Origin of the sequence: Acinetobacter sp. Swhac1, from assembly GCF_013390985.1 — a bacterium.
GTDB lineage: Bacteria > Pseudomonadota > Gammaproteobacteria > Pseudomonadales > Moraxellaceae > Acinetobacter > Acinetobacter towneri.
This window is the reverse complement of the sequence record NZ_JACASN010000015.1, coordinates 56,927-76,208: the sequence shown is the minus strand read 5'-3', so window position 1 is coordinate 76,208 and position 19,282 is coordinate 56,927. Positions and strand designations below refer to the sequence as shown.

Below are 19,282 nucleotides of genomic sequence, written 5' to 3'. Positions count from 1 at the left end.
AATTGAAGATAGCGCCATACGAACCATCTGTTCTTCCGCAGAACAATCCATTTTGGGAACTAAGTATTCACTCATGTAGTGCGAATCTTTTAAAACGTCTTCAGTGCTTAAATTTTCTTTGGGATCAGAACCACAACAGGATTGAGCGGTATCTTCACAACTGTTTGAAGTGTTACAGCAAGGAGATGAAGATTTTTTTTCTTCCTCTTCACCACAACAGCTAAGCGTATTATCACAATTCTTTGAATTGTTTGCTTCTGCAATTGATGGATGATTTTCTTGTTGAGATTTCTTATCTTCGCATGGTGTTTCTTTACTACATCCACAACCACTCATAATTATACCCATTAAAAAAATTCTTTGTACACGACAAAAAAAGATAACTTGATGTGTGCTGAGAAAACAGGAGGTTTTAACTTGGTAAACTATAGACACTCATCAGGAGTTTACCATGAGCAAGAAACAGAAGACTTACACTGCAGAATTTAAAGTTGAAGCAATAAAATTGATTGAAGCCAATCAAGGCAATGTATCGGAAACAGCCAGACAACTTGGCATTTCAATGCAAACTCTTTCAAATTGGAATAATAAAGCAAAGACTGGCACCTTAGCAGGCACTAATAAATGCCTTACTCGAAGAAAATAAAAAGCTCAAACAACAGCTCAAAACAGCTGAAATGGAACGTGAATTTCTAAAAAAGGCAGCAGCGTACTTTGCGAAAGAAAGTCAGTAAGGTACGCCTATATGAAACAGCAAAGACATTTATTCCCGATTAGCTTTATGGCTAGATTACTTCACGTTTCAGTGTCACGATTTTATGATTGGCTAAAACGAGGCATGAATAAAAGATTGGTTCAGCGAAATCAACAGACAATTTTGGTCAAAATAGCTCATGAGGAAACTAAACAAAGCTATGGCTATATTCGATTAACTAAGCATTTACAAGCGCAAGGTATCAAAATCAGTACGTATGCTGTACGTCAAATAAAAAAGCTCAACCAGCTGTATTGTAAGCGTCATAAGCGTTTCAAAAGAACTACGAAGAGTGATCATAATCGAGCGATCTACGCAAATTTACTAGAGCAACAGTTTTCAATGACTAAGCCCAATCTTGCATGGTCAAGCGATATTACATACATTTGGACTGCTGAAGGTTGGTTATACTTGGCAGCAGTAAAAGACCTGTACACGAAACAAGTGGTTGGCTATAGCTTAAATGAGCGTATGACCACACAACTTGTTTGCAATGCACTGACTATGGCGATTCGTAATCAAAAACCAACGAAAGGCTTAATTATTCATTCGGACAGAGGCAGCCAATATTGCAGCCATGAATATCGAAAGATACTGGAAAAATGTGATTTTCAAGGTTCAATGAGCAAACGTGGGGACTGTTACGATAATGCACCGATTGAAAGTTTCTGGGGCATACTCAAGAATGAATTAGTGCATCATTGCAACTATAAAACCAGAGATGAAGCTAAAGCAGATATTACAAAATACATTGTGTTATTTTATAATCAGCGAAGAATTCAAAAGAGTTTGGATTTTAAAACGCCAAATCAAATAGCAGAGAACTTTTATCGGTTAGCTGCCTAGCATATCCCAAGTGAAAGTCTCCTGCTAATTCAGCACATATCAACTCATTGAAAAAATGGCATAATACTTGTTTTCTGACGACGAATATGATGACACATTTCAATGAGTTACATCTCATCTTAAACAAATATCTAAAGTGGAACAAGTCACATGCAAAATGTTTTACACTGATTATGCTTGCATTAATTGTAAAACAGACATGTAATCTTTCTTCTGCATCTAAAGCCTTACCCATCAAGTGCTTACCACAATCATTTTATCGACGTATACAACGCTTCTTTGCAGATCAGTATTTCGATTATCGTCAAATTTCTCAGTTAATTTTCAATATATTTTCATTCGATAAAGTCCAATTAACTTTGGATAGAACTAATTGGAAATGGGGAAAACGAGATATCAATATCTTGATGTTAGCCATCGTCTATCGTGGAATAGCGATACCCATTGTTTGGACATTGCTCAATAAACGTGGAAATTCAGATACAAAAGAGCGTATTGCTTTGATTCAACGCTTTATCTCCATTTTTGGTAAAGATCGTATTGTGAATGTGTTTGCAGACAGAGAATTTATCGGTGAGAAATGGTTTACATGGTTAATTGAAAATGACATTAACTTCTGTATACGTGTTAAAAAAACTTCATTGTGACCAATCACTTAGCCAAGAATCATAAAATTAGTGATTTATTTCGTCATCTTCAAGTTGGTCAAACTGAATGTCGTAAACGACGTATTTGGGTTGGTCGAGTGAAACTGTATATTAGTGCGCTACGATTAGAAGATGGAGAACTTTTACTTGTTGTTTCTCCTATGTTTAATGCTTCTGCTATTCGTGATTATGCATTACGCTGGGAAATCGAAACGTTATTTAGTTGTCTCAAAGGACGTGGATTCAATCTTGAAAATACTCGTTTAACAGACCCTAGACGAGTCAAGAAATTGATAGCAGTGCTAGCTATCGGTTTCTGTTGGTGCTATTTAACAGGTGAATGGCAACATGATCGGAAAAAAGCGATAAAAATAAAGAAGCATGGACGACTTTCAGTAAGTTTATTTCGCTACGGTTTGGACTATGTTCAAATGGCTATTCTACGTTTGATTGGTTTTGGAAAAAAAGAAGAATTTAAGAAAGTGCTAGCAATTTTAAGAAAGAAAAAGCCTGATAGGACAAGGGTCCTATGAAATTTGTCGTGTACAGAGCCTTTATTTAAAAAAGCCAACGTGTCACGCCCTGAGCCACAACCCACATCAAGGATACGAGCTCTTTCTGGTAACTCAGCTAAAAATGGTTGGTATAGGCTTTCCATATCTACGTTTAACGTTGCTTGTGCAAACTCATCCGCATATTGGTTGTAATAATCTATTGTTTTCATAATTGAGGCTTAGGCTAAACACTGACCCCAGTCTACTAAAAAACAAAAAGATAAGGGAGCATTTGCTCCCTTATCTTTTTAGTCAAATAAATCTGCTCTTACTTCTTCCAAAGTACGATCTGACTTGAAACGATTACATATAGGATGAATAATTGCTCCATTTTCTAGAATGCCATAGCCACCTGCTGCTTTTGATTCTCGATGATCTACTTCAGTCGATTTAACGTATAGAGCACTATCACATACTTCGCAATAGCTCCATGTTTTCTTTTCCTCACGTTGATAAAGATTTCTTTTGGTCGCGAGTGAAAAATTTAGAGGTTTTTTCTTCTTTGATGGTCTTACTGATTTCACAAAGCTCACAACATCATCCACAATGCTCTCATCATAATCGCCACCAAAACGTTCAAGGTAAAAATCGTTAAAATTAATATAATCAAATGATTGACTCATCGAAAGAATGACGGTGTTCAAACAAATTTCATCGTCAAAATCTAAATCCATATTTAGTCCAATACAGATAAAGGCTTGATACACGTTCTTCAATCGCTCATGTGATCTGATCCCGCTACCAAACTTACCGACAGTTTCTTTGATCGCCACAGGAATTTTTTCAATTAAACTTTCAACACCACGGCGTGCTCGAGTAAATCCAATAAAATCTATCTTTTTATTCTGTATTTCAAAACAGCCTTCTTCAATTTCACAGACGATAGAGAACCAGGCCAAAAAGGATGTCACTTGAAAACGATTATCTTTATAAAAATATAGTTTTGGGTGTAAGCCCAAACTTGGAATCCGAACACTAATCGGTGGTGTAGCGATACGACACAGCACAACTCTAAGTTTCAGCATTAAATTTTCTACACGCTGACCTTGGTCTATATTCACAGTATTCTGACTAGTATCACCAAACATGATATTCAGGAGTTCATTGACCAAGCCGATTTTTTTACCGTGTGTTAAATCCGGCTCGAAAAAGTATTATCTTAAAAAGGTGATCATGAATTTGCTCCCCCAAAGCAATTAATTCATTTATCTGCTCGTATTTTAGTTCAGCTAAGTTAGATTTATTGTCATTTATATAACAACACGCATAAATCACATAAAAAGCATCACTCCCCCTATTCTGTAAATGATATTCTTCATCTGGATCTAATCGTTTCGTATCTGAGTTAATCGAACAAAAGGCTTTCCGAGCCTCCTCAGGTGTCCCAATTACTTCAATAAAATTAATTTTGGTTGATTTTAATTTTTGCTGAAACTCAGAATCACTACATAACTCTTGAAAATCAGCTAATCCACCTAATCGATGACGAATCTGACGAATATCTCGCTTTTGTGACGGCGTGAATTTAGGAGCTCCTATTACCTGCTCATCAATAAAGAATCTTTTGATCCAAGCATAAATAATTGAAATCCTATGCCCACCGTCGATGATATAAATATTGCCAGCAACATCCCTCCAATAGCGAATGCATAAATTGACATTACGATCATTCAAACAATCTAGAATAAACTCCTCAATTTCATCAGGGCTCCAACATTCTGTGGAACGTTGATTGTCTGCCTTATATAATTTTTCTAGGATCTCGTGCTGGGCGAAATCATAAAGTGATATTTCAAAATTTTGGTGTTGATTTGAATGCGACATTTCGTCAAGCAACATCATTTTTCTTTGAATAATATTGGTTAAAAGCTTAGTACGGGCCATTTTATTTTCTCTAGGCAATACTTCTCTATATCTCGTAAAATTACGAAATTAGAAGTAATTAAAATTAAAGTTAGTGATTAATGAATTAAATATTCATTAATTCAGAAGTATCTTTTTGCTAGAGAAAAAACAGATAGAAATAGTATAAAGACGCATTTTAAACCTCGTTGATAGATTGTCGTTTGCCAACATCCTTTCCACGAGATGGAGGCAAACCAAATAGGGTGTGGAAATACCGCTCAACGAAACGGCCAGTCAAAGACTGCCCTACCTGGCTTACCATAAAAGCGCCATGTAGACACAAAAGAGCCACTAAAAGTGACTCTCAAGTTCGTTGAGTAACAGGTTTCCACGCCTGGTCACAGAATTTGCTGTAACATCTTTATCTTATGTGCATAAATTCAATTGGTCAAATTTTATGATTAATATTTAATCAATTGATTCAAAAATAATTACCTATATTTTTAGAGGCTTAAGAATACAGATAAGTATCTTATAATTTCTACAATATCTAGTTGCTGTAAACTGATCGCAATGAAATTCTATATATTTAAGCAGCGTGATTTAATAAAGGAAGTAGATTGAAACTGCAAATTTTATCGGATACTCACAATTCGAAATATTCATTATCAGATGAAGCTGACGTCATTATCCACGCTGGGGATTTTTCTAATCGTTTAAGTGGTGCAATTGAGTTTGCCGAAAAATGTAAAACGCTGAATAAAAAATTTATCTTTGTTTTGGGCAATCATGATTACTACAGCTCTAACTACAGTTCAGTCGTAGATTTTTTGAAAGAAAATTACCCTGAAAATACACTACTTGATGATAACCATATCAAAATACAAGATAAAATATTTGTAGGTGGCACGCTGTTTACGAACTTTCGCTCTAACTCACCACTTACATCCCCAGAGATACTTTTACAGTCCCAAAAATATGCTGAACAATTGATTTCCGATTTTGATCAAATCATGTTTGGCAGTGATAACCGAACTATAACTACTAATGACTACATAAAACTATTTAAAAAATATCATCAAAATATTATGCAGTTTAGAGGCCAAGATCATGTGATCGTTATTACGCATTTTCCACCGCATTTAGCTTGTCTTGATCCTTATTGGGGTAAGCACCCTGTTGCATCAGCCCTTAACCCCTATTTTATTAATGATTTAGATGTCAAAGGCTTTAAGTTATGGATTTCAGGACATACGCATACATCAATTGATACTGTAGTCGATGGATGCAGATTAGTGATCAACCCTTTAGGGTATCCTCAGGAGCAAGGAAAAAATGGGTTTAGAGAAAATTTGATCATCGAAATTTAAGTATCATACTCGTATTGAAACAATCTAAACTAACTTCAATATCATATAACCTATAGGACTGTTGATTTAGCTTCTACACAATGAACTAGGAGAAACTCATGTCGATTACTTTAGAACCAGAAGATGATTGGAAAAATAAAATTGCAGATCAAATACTTAAAAATCTACTCGACATCCATAAAATCCAAGGTAATTCGATTAAAAAAATGAAAGCAGAGCGTTATCCTCAAATGCACGCCCTGCGCTTGGGTTAAATTTATGCTCAGGACGAAGAATAAAACTCCAGTTATCCTTATCTGCCCCAATTTCAAGCCCAATATTTAAAGCTTGGGCTGTTCTAAACACATTAATCACACAGCCTAAACCGAGTGAATAAATCGGCCGTCTTAATAGAACAACAGCACCTAGAATATGCTCAACTTCAGCCACAGTTTTAGGCTCGTATAGGTATTTTCCGTTCGCTTCAGAAACCAATAATTTAATCATCATATTACCTACGGATTATTATCACGACCACCACCTGAAGGGTTTCCTGTGGTACTTGGCCAGCCAGCTTTACTCATTTCTTATCTCCTTATTTGATATTTACCCTGCTCAACAGTAAGCAGATAGGATCATTATGGAGAATATAAATTTTGGACTTTGCCAGAAATTGGCTAAATTAGAACAATAAATAACCACATTGGTTTAAAAATCTCAGCTCCAACTTCTAAAATTAGAACACCATTACTTCTAGCTTCCACTACCCCCCTAATCCTCATCATTAACATCACACAGTTATAGACATTTTGCAGAAAACCTCGGCACATTCGTTTTCTAAAACCTATCTATGTAATCAATGTCCCCTTTAATAGTAAGTGACTAGTAATTAAGTATTCATTACGTTAGTGCTAGGAACAACTGATACAGGCTTGTCTATATCAACATGCTGTGTTGTAGGGGAAAATTCTTCTACATGAGGTAAGTTTTGTCATTTTTGCATGTAGACCCCATTGCCTCAATCCATAGCATTCCAATCAAAGATAAGTCCCATGGCGTCATGATGTTACAAAAAAAGACAGATACACCAAATCAAGTTTAGTGCACAACTTTGCTGAATTAGCCCTAATTTTTATGATCTAGCTTTTACTACTTTGTAGTAGGAATCACAGCCATACAATCAATCAACCCCAACCTCGGTAATAGCTTAAAAATATTACTAATAAAAATAGAACCAAATTAAATTATGCACACCAACAATCTAAATTGTGTCTACTTTTCTACACTTACACAATAAATACCGTTAGATTACTTGAAAAGTAAACAGTTAAATAGTAGAAATGTATCATAGTTATATTTTAATAATCTAAATATGTGCCGTGGAACGCGTAAACAAGTAACTTCTGAATGTTCATTTAATTTTGATAACCCCAAAATTATCTTCAAGCGAGATCTTTCTAAACTCGCATTAAACACTCATCCAGATTTTGCTGGCATTCATCACTGCTATCACATGGCCTTTCGAGCTCTACGATTAACTTCTCATTTTCGTTTAGCATCAAACAAACTCAATGTTTGGTCTACAGCAGGAATATCCAATTTCTGGATCGCTGATAATTTTGATTTGTACCTGCATCACATGAAGCTTCCGCCTTCACCTCAGGAATTACATGTATATACGTTCCCATCTGATGCCAACTTACAACAACAACTCAAACGCTATGCAAGCTTTGAATTCTTAAGTTTTTTGCAAGCAAATACTTTTGATATACACAATTTAAATCCGCAGCATCTTCAGCAAGCGATCAACCGATATATTTCGACTGAAGTTTTACTCGACTTTAATCGCTTACATTCATTCAAAGCACATAAAACGCTCAGTCTTGAGGGGCTTGGTAAGTTACTCAATTTTAGCCATACACAACTCCACAATAGAAACAGAAAAATCCATGCACGTCGCCAGCATCTACTTGACGAAGTCAGCAAGCAATCAAAAGTCGTCGATCATTATTTAAATCAAAATGATTTTTCACCAAATCCAACAGATTTTTGGAATTGTTCATATGCACGAAAGTGAAACTAAGCCCCTTCCTCAACCCAAAATTTTATTATCAGACTTATTAAAAAAGCTTTTTAATGCAGAGGATTTGTGTCTTCATGCACATATTAACTTTATCGCAGATCTATTGGTTTACCATGACTGCTCAGATTATCTTAAGGGGCTTGTTCTCAGTGAGATTGAGTTTGATATTTCTACAAGTTCACCACCTCGCATTCCCGCTACTCTTCAAGCGTCTAGAAAATCTAAAATTGGTGATTCCCCAATCACGTATTACATCAACAGTATTGCCAGCATTTATCATGCGCACACGGAACTACTCACCTGGAATGTGCTCGTCCTTAAAGCAGCACTATATTTATTAGCGTTGCCTCAGATCAAACCAGATTTATTTGAAAAACAACATACAGAGCATCTCAATACGATTAAGCGCTTATTTCAGCGTTTCCGCGTTGCAAACAAGTCTTTTTTTGCAAAAAAAAAAGATGCTCACGCATTAGATTATCAAGCATTCTTAACTCTTAAATTCCCTGCTTTATTTCTATCATTAGAGCAATTTGTAGAGTCTGCTCTTCAACCTGAAGCAGATCAAGAACTAAATGATTTTCAGAAAAATTTCTGTGATGAATTACGTATTGCATTCAATTATGTACTAAAAAGCCGTCCAAAAATTGCCAAATCAAGTGTAGATAGTAAACTGCAATATCGTACATGGGATACCGATGGAACTATTAACGAAATCATTGAGACTAAAAAAAGTAATAGAGGTTTAGCTAATGAGCAAGCCCTTGACGAGCAAGAAGACCCCGCTGTTATTGTTCAAGCAGATCAGATTACACCACTTGCCAGACATTCTAAAAATGCCCAACGTATGGCACTTTCGTTAATTCCAAAACATATGCAACGACAAGATCATTTGCTCACTGCAAGTTGTTTACTCCCAAGTGTTTATACTATTTCTGACCTAATTACATACCTGTATCATGATGATAAAAAACATAATGATAAAAGCGTGCTCGTTGTATTACTTTGCTTAATCACAGGCGTTGGCTTTAAAGACTGGTTAAATTTTCAAAAAAGGCGTGTAAAAAGATTAAATCATCGCCAAGTCATTAAATTGCAAAGTGACCAATACTATCTCTCAACCAAATTCAGCATTTTTGAAGATGCAACGTTTGAATATCCGGAGTCACTGATCAATAACACCGTTCATTTAGATATCCCTATCCCAAATCACTTTATTGATCGTATCAAAGCAGAACCAATCATCACTGAAGATGAGCTAAAGAAAAAAATTAGAATAATAAAAGATGAAGTCAAAATTCCTCAGCTGAACTTATCAAAAACTAGCTCATTACTGCATCATGTTATTTTGCAAAAAACAGGCAATAGGCAACTTGCTGACATCATCACTGGTGTAGATGCAAGTCACTCTTCTTCAAGCTCTTACTGCCATTACAATGTAAATAAATTACAAAAAAATTATGTCAAAGTTTTATCTGAACTATGTACACAGCTCGCTGAAAATGACTACGGTGATATTGTCTATAGTGATCAGTCCATCTGCTTTGGTAGCCAAAAAGCACCAAGTAAAAATGTCATAAAGGACATCCTTTTCTATCTTTACACCAAAATTTATACGACTTCAGATAACGACTGGGTAGAAAGTTTTAATGCTTATAGCATTTGGATGTGGCATATCCTACTTTTGTTTACCGCTGCACGACCTGTTCGGGACTTTCCAGGTTTTTTGAATAATATAAGTTTTCAGCAACAGACAATTATGCTGTCTGACAAAGAGGTCGGTGGTAGACGTGGCTTTGGACGCTTGATTCCACTTTGTGCATTTCTCATCGGTGAATTAAAGAAATATCTTCGTTTCCTCGAACATATCCAACAACATTACATGGCGATTAACCGCGAAATCTCAGCCCAAATTGATGCCATATTTAATAATGAACAGCCTCTGTTAAATCTTTTACAAAATGGCACACTCACTCCGCTTACACCTTCCAATGTGCGTGACTTTCATCCTGAAGTTGGGTTAGCACATCCCAACTGGCACCGCCATACAACACGTGCCTTTCTCACCAACAAACAAATCCCCGAGCCTTTAATACTTGCACTTTTTGGACATGAAGCCTTCCAACAGGAAGCCGCACATCCATTTTCTAGTTTGTCTCTGAACCAATATCGCGCGCTCGCAACACATTTAAATGAAATGCAGGAATATTTTGAAATTATTGGAGTGAATTTAAATGTCCTCATCGCTTAAAAAAGCAGATCAACTGTTTGCCGAAAAGAAACGAGAACTTACTCGACAATTAAATGAACAAAAAATTCAAAATGAAGTTCATGCTTCACTCCGCAAATATTTTTCAGAACAGCAGTTTGATCAGAATCCACATTTGCTAGGTGATTACGGCGAGGTTTATAGCCACATCAAGAAAAACTCTACGAGTAAAAAGTGGATCAAGTTTGCATATGATTTTTTTGAAGATTACATCAAAGAGTTAAATGCTCAGCATCGCTTGGATTTAGAGCTGCCTCATGCTGTTTTAGATATTAAAAGAGATAAGCCTATCGTGACCATGAGCTGGAATGCCGATGGTCATGAAATAAATGACCTCGTACAACAGCTTTATAATTATTGGGAATTGGCTGAAAGCTGTGACTCATTCTCAAATGAGGAAATCGTGGGCAATATTATATTGTCTGCCATTCTATTTGGTGGCTTAAATGAAAAAGCTGAACTTAATGCCTTGCTTGAACACCTCAGAAATCCAGTAAAAGTACGCCATTATAAAGACCTTAATATTCTTTTTTTAGAATCCCATTCTAATCATTATGGCGATATTTTTATTGATGAATATACTGTTCGAAAATCTAGAAATTTTATTCCAGACCCCGTCACACGTCTGTGGCTAATACATTTTAATCTGAGAGATATTCGACATGTTCATCTTCCCGTAGAGGGCTATCTTGAGTATATCTTTCGAAAAATAAAGAAAAAGTTTAAAAAAAATAGCTTATTGCATTTACTTCAGCATGCTCGCTACAACTGGTTACAGCTTCCCAACGTAGATATAGATCCGGCGCTCTCTGAATGCCTCATCGGGAATTTACTCAGTTGTGGTTTACCCGAACAAGAGTTTGAGCGTTTTGTGCAACCAAAATTTAAATATAAGCATGAGCTCACTACTGAAGTCATTCATCAGTCTAAGAATTTACCTCCACAAACTGTTTATTTGCATCATGAGCAAGATGCACTAAAAGATGTACTAAAAATTCATAAAGACTTATTAAAAATTATTCGTCTTCGCCAAACAGATGCCCCAATCTATCAACTCATGATCGATTATTGTATGGAGAATGCAAAACTCTTTAATGAATACAGTAAACGAATCACCCTGTGGTTAATTAGTCTCTTTAAACCACCTCAAGAAGATATAGATCTGCTAGCTCAGAGATTTGATTTTTGCGCTACAATTTTTGCTAAAATCATTTCCAACAATAGCCAGTTAGCCAAAAGCTCAATTTACACATACTACACTCGAATTGGTGAGCCTTGGCTAATCTATTCTTTACAATATCAATTTTCTGAGGACGATGAAGAAACACGCCTGCAAAAAATATATGCACAGATTTATCAAAATAACTGTATTGCTGAAAGTCTGCTCGAAGATACTGTTAAAAAATCGGCTGCTCAAATTGTAAAAACACTCAAACGTTTTCATCAATTTCAAGAACAACTATTCGATGCCCCAGCATTCACTTTAGAGACGCTGGATCAACAAACCAGACCACGCACACGTATTATCAGCCCAGTCACATTTCAACTGTTAATCAAAAAACTTCAACAAGCACATCTACAAAATATCATCTCTCAACATGACTATGAAAATCTTAGTCTTATTTATACGCTTGCTTACAGAACTGGGATGCGAATTAATGAAATGATTGGTTTACGTATCAAAGATACTGAAGGATTAAACAGAATATCATTATTGGTCAAGCCATATGGGTCAGAAAAAATAGGCAATGAACACAGATTAAAGACTGACAGCGCGCAACGTAGCGTGCCCGTGTATTGCTTACTCAAAGCATCTGAGTATCAACAATTTCATCAATATGTTGTCAAACAGCGGTTAACAAAAAAACCGAATGATTATTTATTCAGTCAGTTCAATGAGAATAAGAAACTCAGCCAGCACATGCTGACTGCACCCTTTAAAAATTTTATGGATCAGTTATTCAAGCAACATCACTATACATTTCATTCATTTAGACATTCTGCAGCAAATCATTTAGCATTAATTTTTAAATGTGATTATCATTTTTTGTCTGATAGCCTCACAGACTATACGGAAGTTGAATATAATCAGCTCAGGGCTGAGTTATTACGTAATTCAATTGATCAAAATCATTGGATTATCATCGCACATCTTTTGGGGCATCTCGAACCCATCGAGACCTTTAAAAGTTATATTCATGTAGCTTACTTTATTGCAGGTTATCAATTTTCCAAATATCGCCCATTACTAAGCAATGGTTTGGTTAAGAAAATGCTGGGGATAAGCAATTCAACACAAGAGTTACATTTTCTAAAATCGCTCAATGATCAGTCTGAATTCAATTTTGAAATGCATGCTACAACGCTCTGTAAACTCCTTCTAAACAATCAAGAAAAATGGATAGCGAGCAATGCTCACACACTACATGCAGAATTAGAGGTAAATCAAACGCAAGAACATTGTATTTTTGACTATTTTGTCGCGACTCCAGAATCTAAAATCGATCTTGATCTATTTTATAAGGCACTCTGCTTATTAGAGTTATACAAATATGATACGGAGCGCGTAGCACAAGAACTTTGCCTATCTCATGAGCTCATCAAGTATTGGTATGACAATGCAATCCAACTCAAACAACTTAAATCTAGAAAAAACAATCCAAGACTTTTTCATATAACCGAACTGCAATACATCAAACCGTCAATGATTGATACTAATGAGGACCTTTTATTGGTAACACATTTTTTTAACCATCTACAAGCCTGCTATCAAAAGTCACCTGAAAATATTAGGTATGTCTTAGAATTCTTTATTAATCACGTAACTGCTTCACATACAGGTTTACATTCAACGCGGAAAAATATTCAGAATCTGGAAAAATTCTACTATGCGGCCAAAGATCTGTTTCCTGCCAACATGTGGCATTTACTTGGAATAGATATGGTTAATTTTTTAAACAAAGAAATTACGCCGAATCTACTCAAACTTGCCAAGGCAAATCAGAAACTAGAAGGTTACCCAACAACAAAAGAAAATAATGCACGCTTACAGCTATATTCCTTAAAACAAGGCAAAGCACTACCGGCTTTTAAATTTTGTTTACATCTGGCTTGCATTGGTAGGCCTGCTCAATTGCAGTTAGAAATAAAATGACTTCAATAAATCATCGTAACGGATACTGCTTAACTCTCGTGCTACACCTAAGTTTTAATGGTGAGTGTCTGTTTTAATTTTTTTTGGGGGTTATACAGTTAATTAATGCTGATAAAAGCCTAGGCTGGCCATATATAATTCCATCAACCTGATTTTTTACCATTCGGTTTACCTAATTAATCATCACAAAATTATGTTGGTGATAATTTGGTAAATTTTTAAAAACTTATGTGACCACAATTAAACGATCTTAATAAAAATTAATTCCAATAAAAAATATTTGAAAACGTAAATTGTTTATTTTATTGTACTTATATACACAGCAATTTATACAATTTAATGTATATTATGTTGGTGACTATTGCTAATATCGGGCTATCAGAAATCCAAGCAAGACAGCCAGATCACGCAATTTGGCAGGATTCTCAACGAATTAAACATCGATATTATCTTTGCCAACTCACCACAGGCCAAAGGACGTGTGGAACGCGCCAACAGAACTCTGCAGGATCGCCTGATCAAGGAAATGCGTTTTGAAGGCATCTGCTCAATTACCGAGGCCAATGCTTGGCTGCCCTGCTTCATTGAGCAGTTCAATCAGAAGTTTGCCAAGTGTGCGAGAAACTCGAAGAACTTGCATCGACCTTTAACGGAATCTGATGCTGAGCTAGAGGATATTTTTACCTGGCAGGAACCGCGTAAGGTCACGAAGAATCTGACTATCACGTATGACAAGTGTATTTATATGCTTATGCCAACAACACTGAACCACAAACTTGTTGGGCAATACATAACATTTTTAGAGTATCCAGATGGTACTGTGGCCATCATGCACGAAGGACGGAAGATCAACTACAGTATTTTCAATAAACTGGCTAGACTGCAGCAGAATGAAGTAGTTGAGAATAAAAGATTAGGTGCGGTTCTGGCCCATATCCAGCAACAACATGAAGAGTTGGAAAAACAAAATAAAAGTTCCCGTGCCAAGAAAAGTATGCCGAGTCGTAAAGCTCAGAAAGTTGTTATTGAACAAAGAAATTTAAATCCTGTTCTTGACTCTTGCAGTTAAAAACAGGACATTTTAAATGGGTTATCGCATAGACATTTTAATTGGTGAATAACAAATAAATATTAAGTAATTGATATGTATTAAGTTATTTTAAGTATTCGGTATCTCAATTTACCTTATCATTCACAAAAAGATAAAAAGCTACTCAATCTTTCAATCAAGTAGCTTCAAAAATACGCCGTACAATCTGTTAAAGTTTTTTCCAAGTCATCGTGCTAATCGCATTCGCGCTCTTGGCTTTGCCATATACTTTCATTTGATTATTCGCCGCATTTAATTGAGCATCAATTTTATAGACATAACCATCTTTCGGATTAATCCATTGTCCTTGCGAAAATTGTTTCGGATTTGAATTTGCCACTAAGCCTTCTAATGCCTGCATGCCTTTTATGGGCTGATTCTTTAAGTTGCCTTGGCATTTACTGCATACCTCTAATTGAATTGTGCCTACCGATAACAAATTTCGAGTAATTACAGCACTATATTCCGAAGTTTTAGAGTTCTTACGAATCACAATTTCTGCAACATAATGCCCTTTATGATCATCAATGACTTTCCATGTACCAATCAATGGATCAAATGGCATGGCTTGAGCAGGAAAAATAAATCCCAAATATAGTGCAATTGCACCTAAAAAGTTACGCATCATAAAAATATCAACTTAAAACCAATTTACAGCACGGTTGTGCTAAAAATGGGCGTGATTATAGCAATCAATGTTGAGTTTAAATAAATTTTTCATAAAAATTAAATATTTATATGCTATTGGTTCGATGAAATATCATTAAAAATGTGAACCAATACGCTTTTTATGGGTAGATGAATTTTGATGCGTTGCAGCTTTATGCATAAAAGTGAATCTGTAACGTGGTTTTGTATGCCAATTAATCATCTATATTTCTTCTTTCAACATTTGCTGTGTTATGGCGTAAACTAGACCTACAAGCTGTATCACTATAAGTTAAGAAATATTCACAGGAATGCTCTTAACTTTATCCTAAGTTTTTGTTTTTACTGTCTTAAATTTATCTATCTTTAAATTTAGGTTTAGTCATCAAGGTAACATCGTATGCTCAAGTGGTTCGAGAAACTTATAGATCCTTATCCAAATAAAGGTTTGACCGAACCCTTGCCAACCACGTTTTTTGCCTTTGTTTGGCAAGCAGCTTCAGGTGTACGTCCATATTTATTGTTATTGGTTTTATGTACTGCAGGCGCTGCCAGCTTTGAAGCTTTGCTATATGCAAAAATTGGCGATTTAGTCACATGGCTTAGTCAAAGTCAGCCAGATACTTTCCTTGCGCAACATCAGCAGAACCTTACTTTGCTGTTTTGTATTTTATTGGCCAATATCTTTTTTGCCAGTGCGCAGTCAATTGTGAAGCATCAAATGTTATACAGTGGTTTTCCAATGCGTTTGCGTTGGCGTTTCCACAATTTAATGTTGCAACAAAGTCTGGATTTTTTCCATAATGATTTTGCAGGAAGACTCTCTGCCAAAGTCATGCAAACCGCCTTAGCAGTACGTGAGTTTTGGGTCATTTTGGGCGATATGCTTGCCTATGTATTCATTTACTTTATTACGATTAGTCTGGTATTGGGCGCAATTTCTCCAATGCTCATTTTGCCGTTATTGCTATGGTTGGCTTTATTTATTCTTGCAGCAGCTTATTTTATTCCGCGTTTGAGCAAAGTATCTAATGAACAAGCCGATGCACGTGCAGTGATGACAGGACGTGTGACCGATGCTTATACCAATATCCAAACCGTAAAATTGTTTGCGCATGCAGGCCGTGAAAGCCAATACGCCAAAGCATCTATGCAAGAATTTATGGTGACGGTTTATAAACAAATGCGTTTGGGCGCTCAATATGAAATCAGCATCAATTTACTGAGCGTGGTGTTGTATGTAGGCGTTTTAGGTACTGCAATTTGGCTGTGGTTAAATGGTCGTGCAGAATTGGGGATTATTGCAGCCACCACAGCCATGATTCTTAAACTCAACAGTATTGCCGAGTTTATGATGTGGCAGACCTCTGCCCTGTTTGAAAATGTCGGCACCATTCAAGATGGTATGAAAACTCTTGGACGTCCAATTGCGATTCAAGACAAAGTCAATGCGAAGCCATTACAAGTTGCTCAAGGCGAAATTCAGTTTAAAGATGTCAGTTTTGCCTATAATAGTAAAAACGTGATTGACCAGTTTAATCTGCATATTCGTGCAGGCGAAAAAATTGGTATTGTGGGACGTTCGGGTGCAGGTAAATCGACCCTCATTCAATTGCTTTTACATTTTTATGAGCTCAAACACGGCTCAATTATGATTGATGGGCAAAATATTGAAGATGTAACCCAAGACAGTTTGCGTAAAAATATTGCACTTGTCACTCAAGATACTTCGCTATTACACCGTACTGTGGCTGAAAATATTAAATATGGTCGTCCTGACGCGACTGATGCAGAAATGTTTGAAGCTGTACGCAAAGCCAAAGCCGAAGAATTTATTCCACAATTGACCGATTTACGTGGCAAAAAAGGCTATGAAGCCTACGTGGGCGAACGGGGTGTTAAACTTTCAGGTGGACAACGTCAACGTATTGCCATTGCCCGTGTTTTCTTAAAAGATGCACCTATTTTAATTTTAGATGAAGCCACCAGTGCGCTCGACTCTGAGGTTGAAGCGGCAATTCAATCGAGCCTCGATGAACTCATGCAAGGTAAAACTGTAATCGCGATTGCACACAGACTATCTACCATTTCACAAATGGATCGTTTAATTGTGCTCGATCAAGGACGTATTGCAGAACAAGGTACGCATGATGAACTGGTGGCTATGAACGGAATTTATGCACAACTTTGGCAGCGTCAAACAGGTGGTTTTTTAATTGAACAAGATAAAATCGTAAAACCATCGACTGATAAAAATTAGCATCTCCAGCAACTTTGCTGTAACTCAGGCTTTGATGAAATGCAGATTTATCGCATATAGTCAAAGCCTGTTTTGTCTAACAATTTCCATAGAATTTCTTTAATTTTCATGCCAAGATGCAATATGTCATCTACGTTCTTATGTCGCCGTTTGGCAAACTAAGATATGCATAGATGACAGTCGCTAAGGCAAATTAAAATAAAATTAGCAAATGCAATGGAACATGCATGAAAACAATATCAGCACGTCAGGAACAAGGTGTTCCAGGGGTTTATGGCTTATTGGTTTTGGATGTTGTATCCCGTTGGGGTTATAACGCAGATACCTTATTTGCACCATTTCAACTCAATAGCGAAATGTTGGCAGACCCAGAATGTCGTATTCCTACACCTATTGCCAATGAGTTGGTTAAACATGCTTTAAAACTTACAGGCGAATCGACGCTCGGTTATCATCTTGGTACGCAAATGCGCATTTCCATTCATGGCTTTATTGGCTATGCGATTATGACTGCGCATGAAATTAGTGATGCGTTGATTTTAGCCAATCGTTTTATTCAACTGCGTATGCCCTTTTTACAATTGTTTTTCTCAACTTTTGGTGAAAAAGCCAGTCTGCAATTGCAGTGTGATATTCACATGGAACCTTTACGCACAGAAATTGCCATCGCTTTAATTATTGGCATGATTACCATGAGTAAAGCCATGACAGGTACCGAACACTTTACAGGTGAAGTCGATTTTGACTTTCCTAAACCTGCAGGTTTTGATCAGTATTTTTCGAAATTTCCTTATCATCAATTCCGTTTTGATCAGCCGTATTTAGGTTTAAGTTTTGACAAGCAATATCTAGGCTTAAAAATGATTAATGCCGATCCTATTGCCAGTCAAATTGCGATTAATCAATGTGAAGCCGAACTTTCTGCTTTAGGTGAACGTCGCCGCATTTCTATGCGAGTACGTGATATTTTAACCCACGCAGAACAGCATTATTTAAGCATTGAAAATGTTGCCGACTATCTACACATGTCCGACCGCACACTCAAACGTCAACTGGCTGCAGAAGGTACTTCATTTTCAAACTTGGTCGATGAAGTACGTTATCGGCATGCAACTTCCCTGCTTTCCCGTACAGACTACACGCTAGAACAAATTGCCGATGAATTGGGTTATAGCGATGTGGCAAATTTTAGTCGTGCTTTTAAACGCTGGAGTGGACGCAGTCCGAGCAATTGGCGTAAAGATCCGTATTTATAAACTTTTGTTTTTAGCAAAAAGCATGTATAAAACATGGCAAAAAGATTCGATACAATTTAAGGAGTTATCAAATGAATCACCCAGCGGAATTAAAATATGCAAGAACACATGAATGGGTGCGTATTGAAGGTGATTTGGTCGTCACAGGCATTTCAGACCACGCACAAGATGCTTTAGGCGATTTGGTCTATGTAGAAGCACCTGAAGTTGGTCAAAAAGTAATTGCGGGTGAACAAGCAGGTGTGGTTGAGTCTGTTAAAACAGCTTCAGATATTCACGCCCCTGTTTCAGGCGAAGTAGTTGAAGTAAATAGCAATTTAGACGATGACCCTGACTTTGTAAATGATGAACCGTATGGCAAAGGCTGGATTTATAAAATCAAGCCAGACAATATGGCAGATGTGGAACAGCTTTTATCAAGTGCGGACTATGAATCTGGCTTATAAGCCTTAAATTTGTAGTGTTTGATCGCTCAAATTCAAAGAAATCAGCTTCGGCTGATTTTTTTGCATTGCAATTTGCGAAAT

At 36.5% G+C, this 19,282-nt stretch carries 10 protein-coding genes and 5 pseudogenes; 10 read left to right on the top strand and 5 right to left on the bottom strand.

Going from position 1 to position 19,282, the window contains the following annotated elements:
• Positions 1-336, bottom strand: a pseudogene (locus HX743_RS09390) (cation transporter); the annotation flags it as partial.
• A 115-nt stretch (positions 337-451) separates the two neighbouring features.
• Between HX743_RS09390 and HX743_RS09385 the strand changes: the two are divergent.
• A pseudogene (locus tag HX743_RS09385) lies at positions 452-1,600 on the top strand (IS3 family transposase).
• An 89-nt stretch (positions 1,601-1,689) separates the two neighbouring features.
• Positions 1,690-2,780, top strand: a protein-coding gene (locus HX743_RS09380; RefSeq protein ID WP_125625403.1) for an IS4-like element ISAba33 family transposase whose coding sequence is annotated in 2 segments (ribosomal slippage) — positions 1,690-2,230 and positions 2,230-2,780 — 1,092 coding nt in all. Because the reading frame shifts where the segments join, the coding sequence is not laid out codon by codon here.
• 17 nt (positions 2,781-2,797) lie between these two features.
• Here HX743_RS09380 and HX743_RS16385 read toward each other — a convergent pair.
• Together HX743_RS16385 and HX743_RS16530 are read right to left on the bottom strand one after the other, a co-directional pair.
• A pseudogene (locus tag HX743_RS16385) lies at positions 2,798-2,971 on the bottom strand (SAM-dependent methyltransferase); the annotation flags it as partial.
• 78 nt (positions 2,972-3,049) lie between these two features.
• Positions 3,050-4,685, bottom strand: a pseudogene (locus HX743_RS16530) (HNH endonuclease).
• 581 nt (positions 4,686-5,266) lie between these two features.
• On the opposite strand from HX743_RS16530, the gene HX743_RS09370 reads away from it, so the two are divergent.
• Positions 5,267-6,016, top strand: coding sequence for a metallophosphoesterase (locus HX743_RS09370; protein WP_178319066.1), 750 nt, complete (start codon positions 5,267-5,269; stop codon positions 6,014-6,016).
• Positions 6,017-6,214: 198 nt separating this feature from the next.
• On the opposite strand, the gene HX743_RS09365 is transcribed toward HX743_RS09370, so the two are convergent.
• Positions 6,215-6,502, bottom strand: a complete 288-nt coding sequence (locus tag HX743_RS09365) for a hypothetical protein (protein ID WP_136143945.1) — start codon at positions 6,500-6,502, stop codon at positions 6,215-6,217.
• A 1,132-nt stretch (positions 6,503-7,634) separates the two neighbouring features.
• Between HX743_RS09365 and HX743_RS09360 the strand changes: the two genes are divergently transcribed.
• The 4 genes and pseudogenes from HX743_RS09360 to HX743_RS09345 all read left to right on the top strand — a co-directional run.
• A complete protein-coding gene (locus tag HX743_RS09360; protein ID WP_178319065.1) occupies positions 7,635-8,072 on the top strand; it encodes a hypothetical protein in 438 nt (145 codons plus the stop codon).
• Positions 8,059-10,329, top strand: a complete 2,271-nt coding sequence (locus tag HX743_RS09355) for a hypothetical protein (protein ID WP_178319064.1) — start codon at positions 8,059-8,061, stop codon at positions 10,327-10,329. The genes HX743_RS09360 and HX743_RS09355 overlap by 14 nt, the downstream gene beginning before the upstream one ends.
• On the top strand, positions 10,313-13,501 hold the full coding sequence (locus HX743_RS09350; protein ID WP_136143948.1) for a tyrosine-type recombinase/integrase: 3,189 nt from the start codon (positions 10,313-10,315) through the stop codon (positions 13,499-13,501). The genes HX743_RS09355 and HX743_RS09350 overlap by 17 nt, the downstream gene beginning before the upstream one ends.
• A 379-nt stretch (positions 13,502-13,880) precedes the next feature.
• Positions 13,881-14,570 (top strand): annotated as a pseudogene (locus tag HX743_RS09345) (ISNCY family transposase); the annotation flags it as partial.
• Positions 14,571-14,760: 190 nt separating this feature from the next.
• On the opposite strand, the gene HX743_RS09340 reads toward HX743_RS09345, so the two are convergent.
• On the bottom strand, positions 14,761-15,219 hold the full coding sequence (locus tag HX743_RS09340) for a DUF2147 domain-containing protein (RefSeq protein ID WP_136143933.1): 459 nt from the start codon (positions 15,217-15,219) through the stop codon (positions 14,761-14,763).
• A 420-nt stretch (positions 15,220-15,639) separates the two neighbouring features.
• Between HX743_RS09340 and HX743_RS09335 the strand changes: the two genes are divergently transcribed.
• The 3 genes from HX743_RS09335 to gcvH all read left to right on the top strand — a co-directional run bounded on the left by HX743_RS09335 (position 15,640) and on the right by gcvH (position 19,201).
• Positions 15,640-17,499: an ABC transporter ATP-binding protein gene (locus HX743_RS09335; RefSeq protein ID WP_178319063.1), complete on the top strand. Its 1,860-nt coding sequence runs from the start codon at positions 15,640-15,642 to the stop codon at positions 17,497-17,499.
• A 227-nt stretch (positions 17,500-17,726) separates the two neighbouring features.
• Positions 17,727-18,755 carry an AraC family transcriptional regulator gene (locus HX743_RS09330; RefSeq protein WP_004973729.1) on the top strand — a complete coding sequence of 343 codons (1,029 nt, stop codon included), beginning with the start codon at positions 17,727-17,729 and terminating at the stop codon, positions 18,753-18,755.
• Between the two features lie 71 nt (positions 18,756-18,826).
• Positions 18,827-19,201, top strand: coding sequence for a glycine cleavage system protein GcvH (gcvH, locus tag HX743_RS09325; protein ID WP_096902550.1), 375 nt, complete (start codon positions 18,827-18,829; stop codon positions 19,199-19,201).
• Positions 19,202-19,282: the final 81 nt, after the last annotated feature.

Bases quoted from the DNA above. Each gene is read 5' to 3' on its own strand.
- HX743_RS09340 (WP_136143933.1), bottom strand. From the start codon at position 15,219: ATGATGCGTAACTTTTTAGGTGCAATTGCACTATATTTGGGATTTATT.
- gcvH (WP_096902550.1), top strand. From the start codon at position 18,827: ATGAATCACCCAGCGGAATTAAAATATGCAAGAACACATGAATGGGTG.
- HX743_RS09335 (WP_178319063.1), top strand. From the start codon at position 15,640: ATGCTCAAGTGGTTCGAGAAACTTATAGATCCTTATCCAAATAAAGGT.
- HX743_RS09330 (WP_004973729.1), top strand. From the start codon at position 17,727: ATGAAAACAATATCAGCACGTCAGGAACAAGGTGTTCCAGGGGTTTAT.
- HX743_RS09350 (WP_136143948.1), top strand. From the start codon at position 10,313: ATGTCCTCATCGCTTAAAAAAGCAGATCAACTGTTTGCCGAAAAGAAA.
- HX743_RS09365 (WP_136143945.1), bottom strand. From the start codon at position 6,502: ATGATTAAATTATTGGTTTCTGAAGCGAACGGAAAATACCTATACGAG.
- HX743_RS09360 (WP_178319065.1), top strand. From the start codon at position 7,635: ATGAAGCTTCCGCCTTCACCTCAGGAATTACATGTATATACGTTCCCA.
- HX743_RS09355 (WP_178319064.1), top strand. From the start codon at position 8,059: ATGCACGAAAGTGAAACTAAGCCCCTTCCTCAACCCAAAATTTTATTA.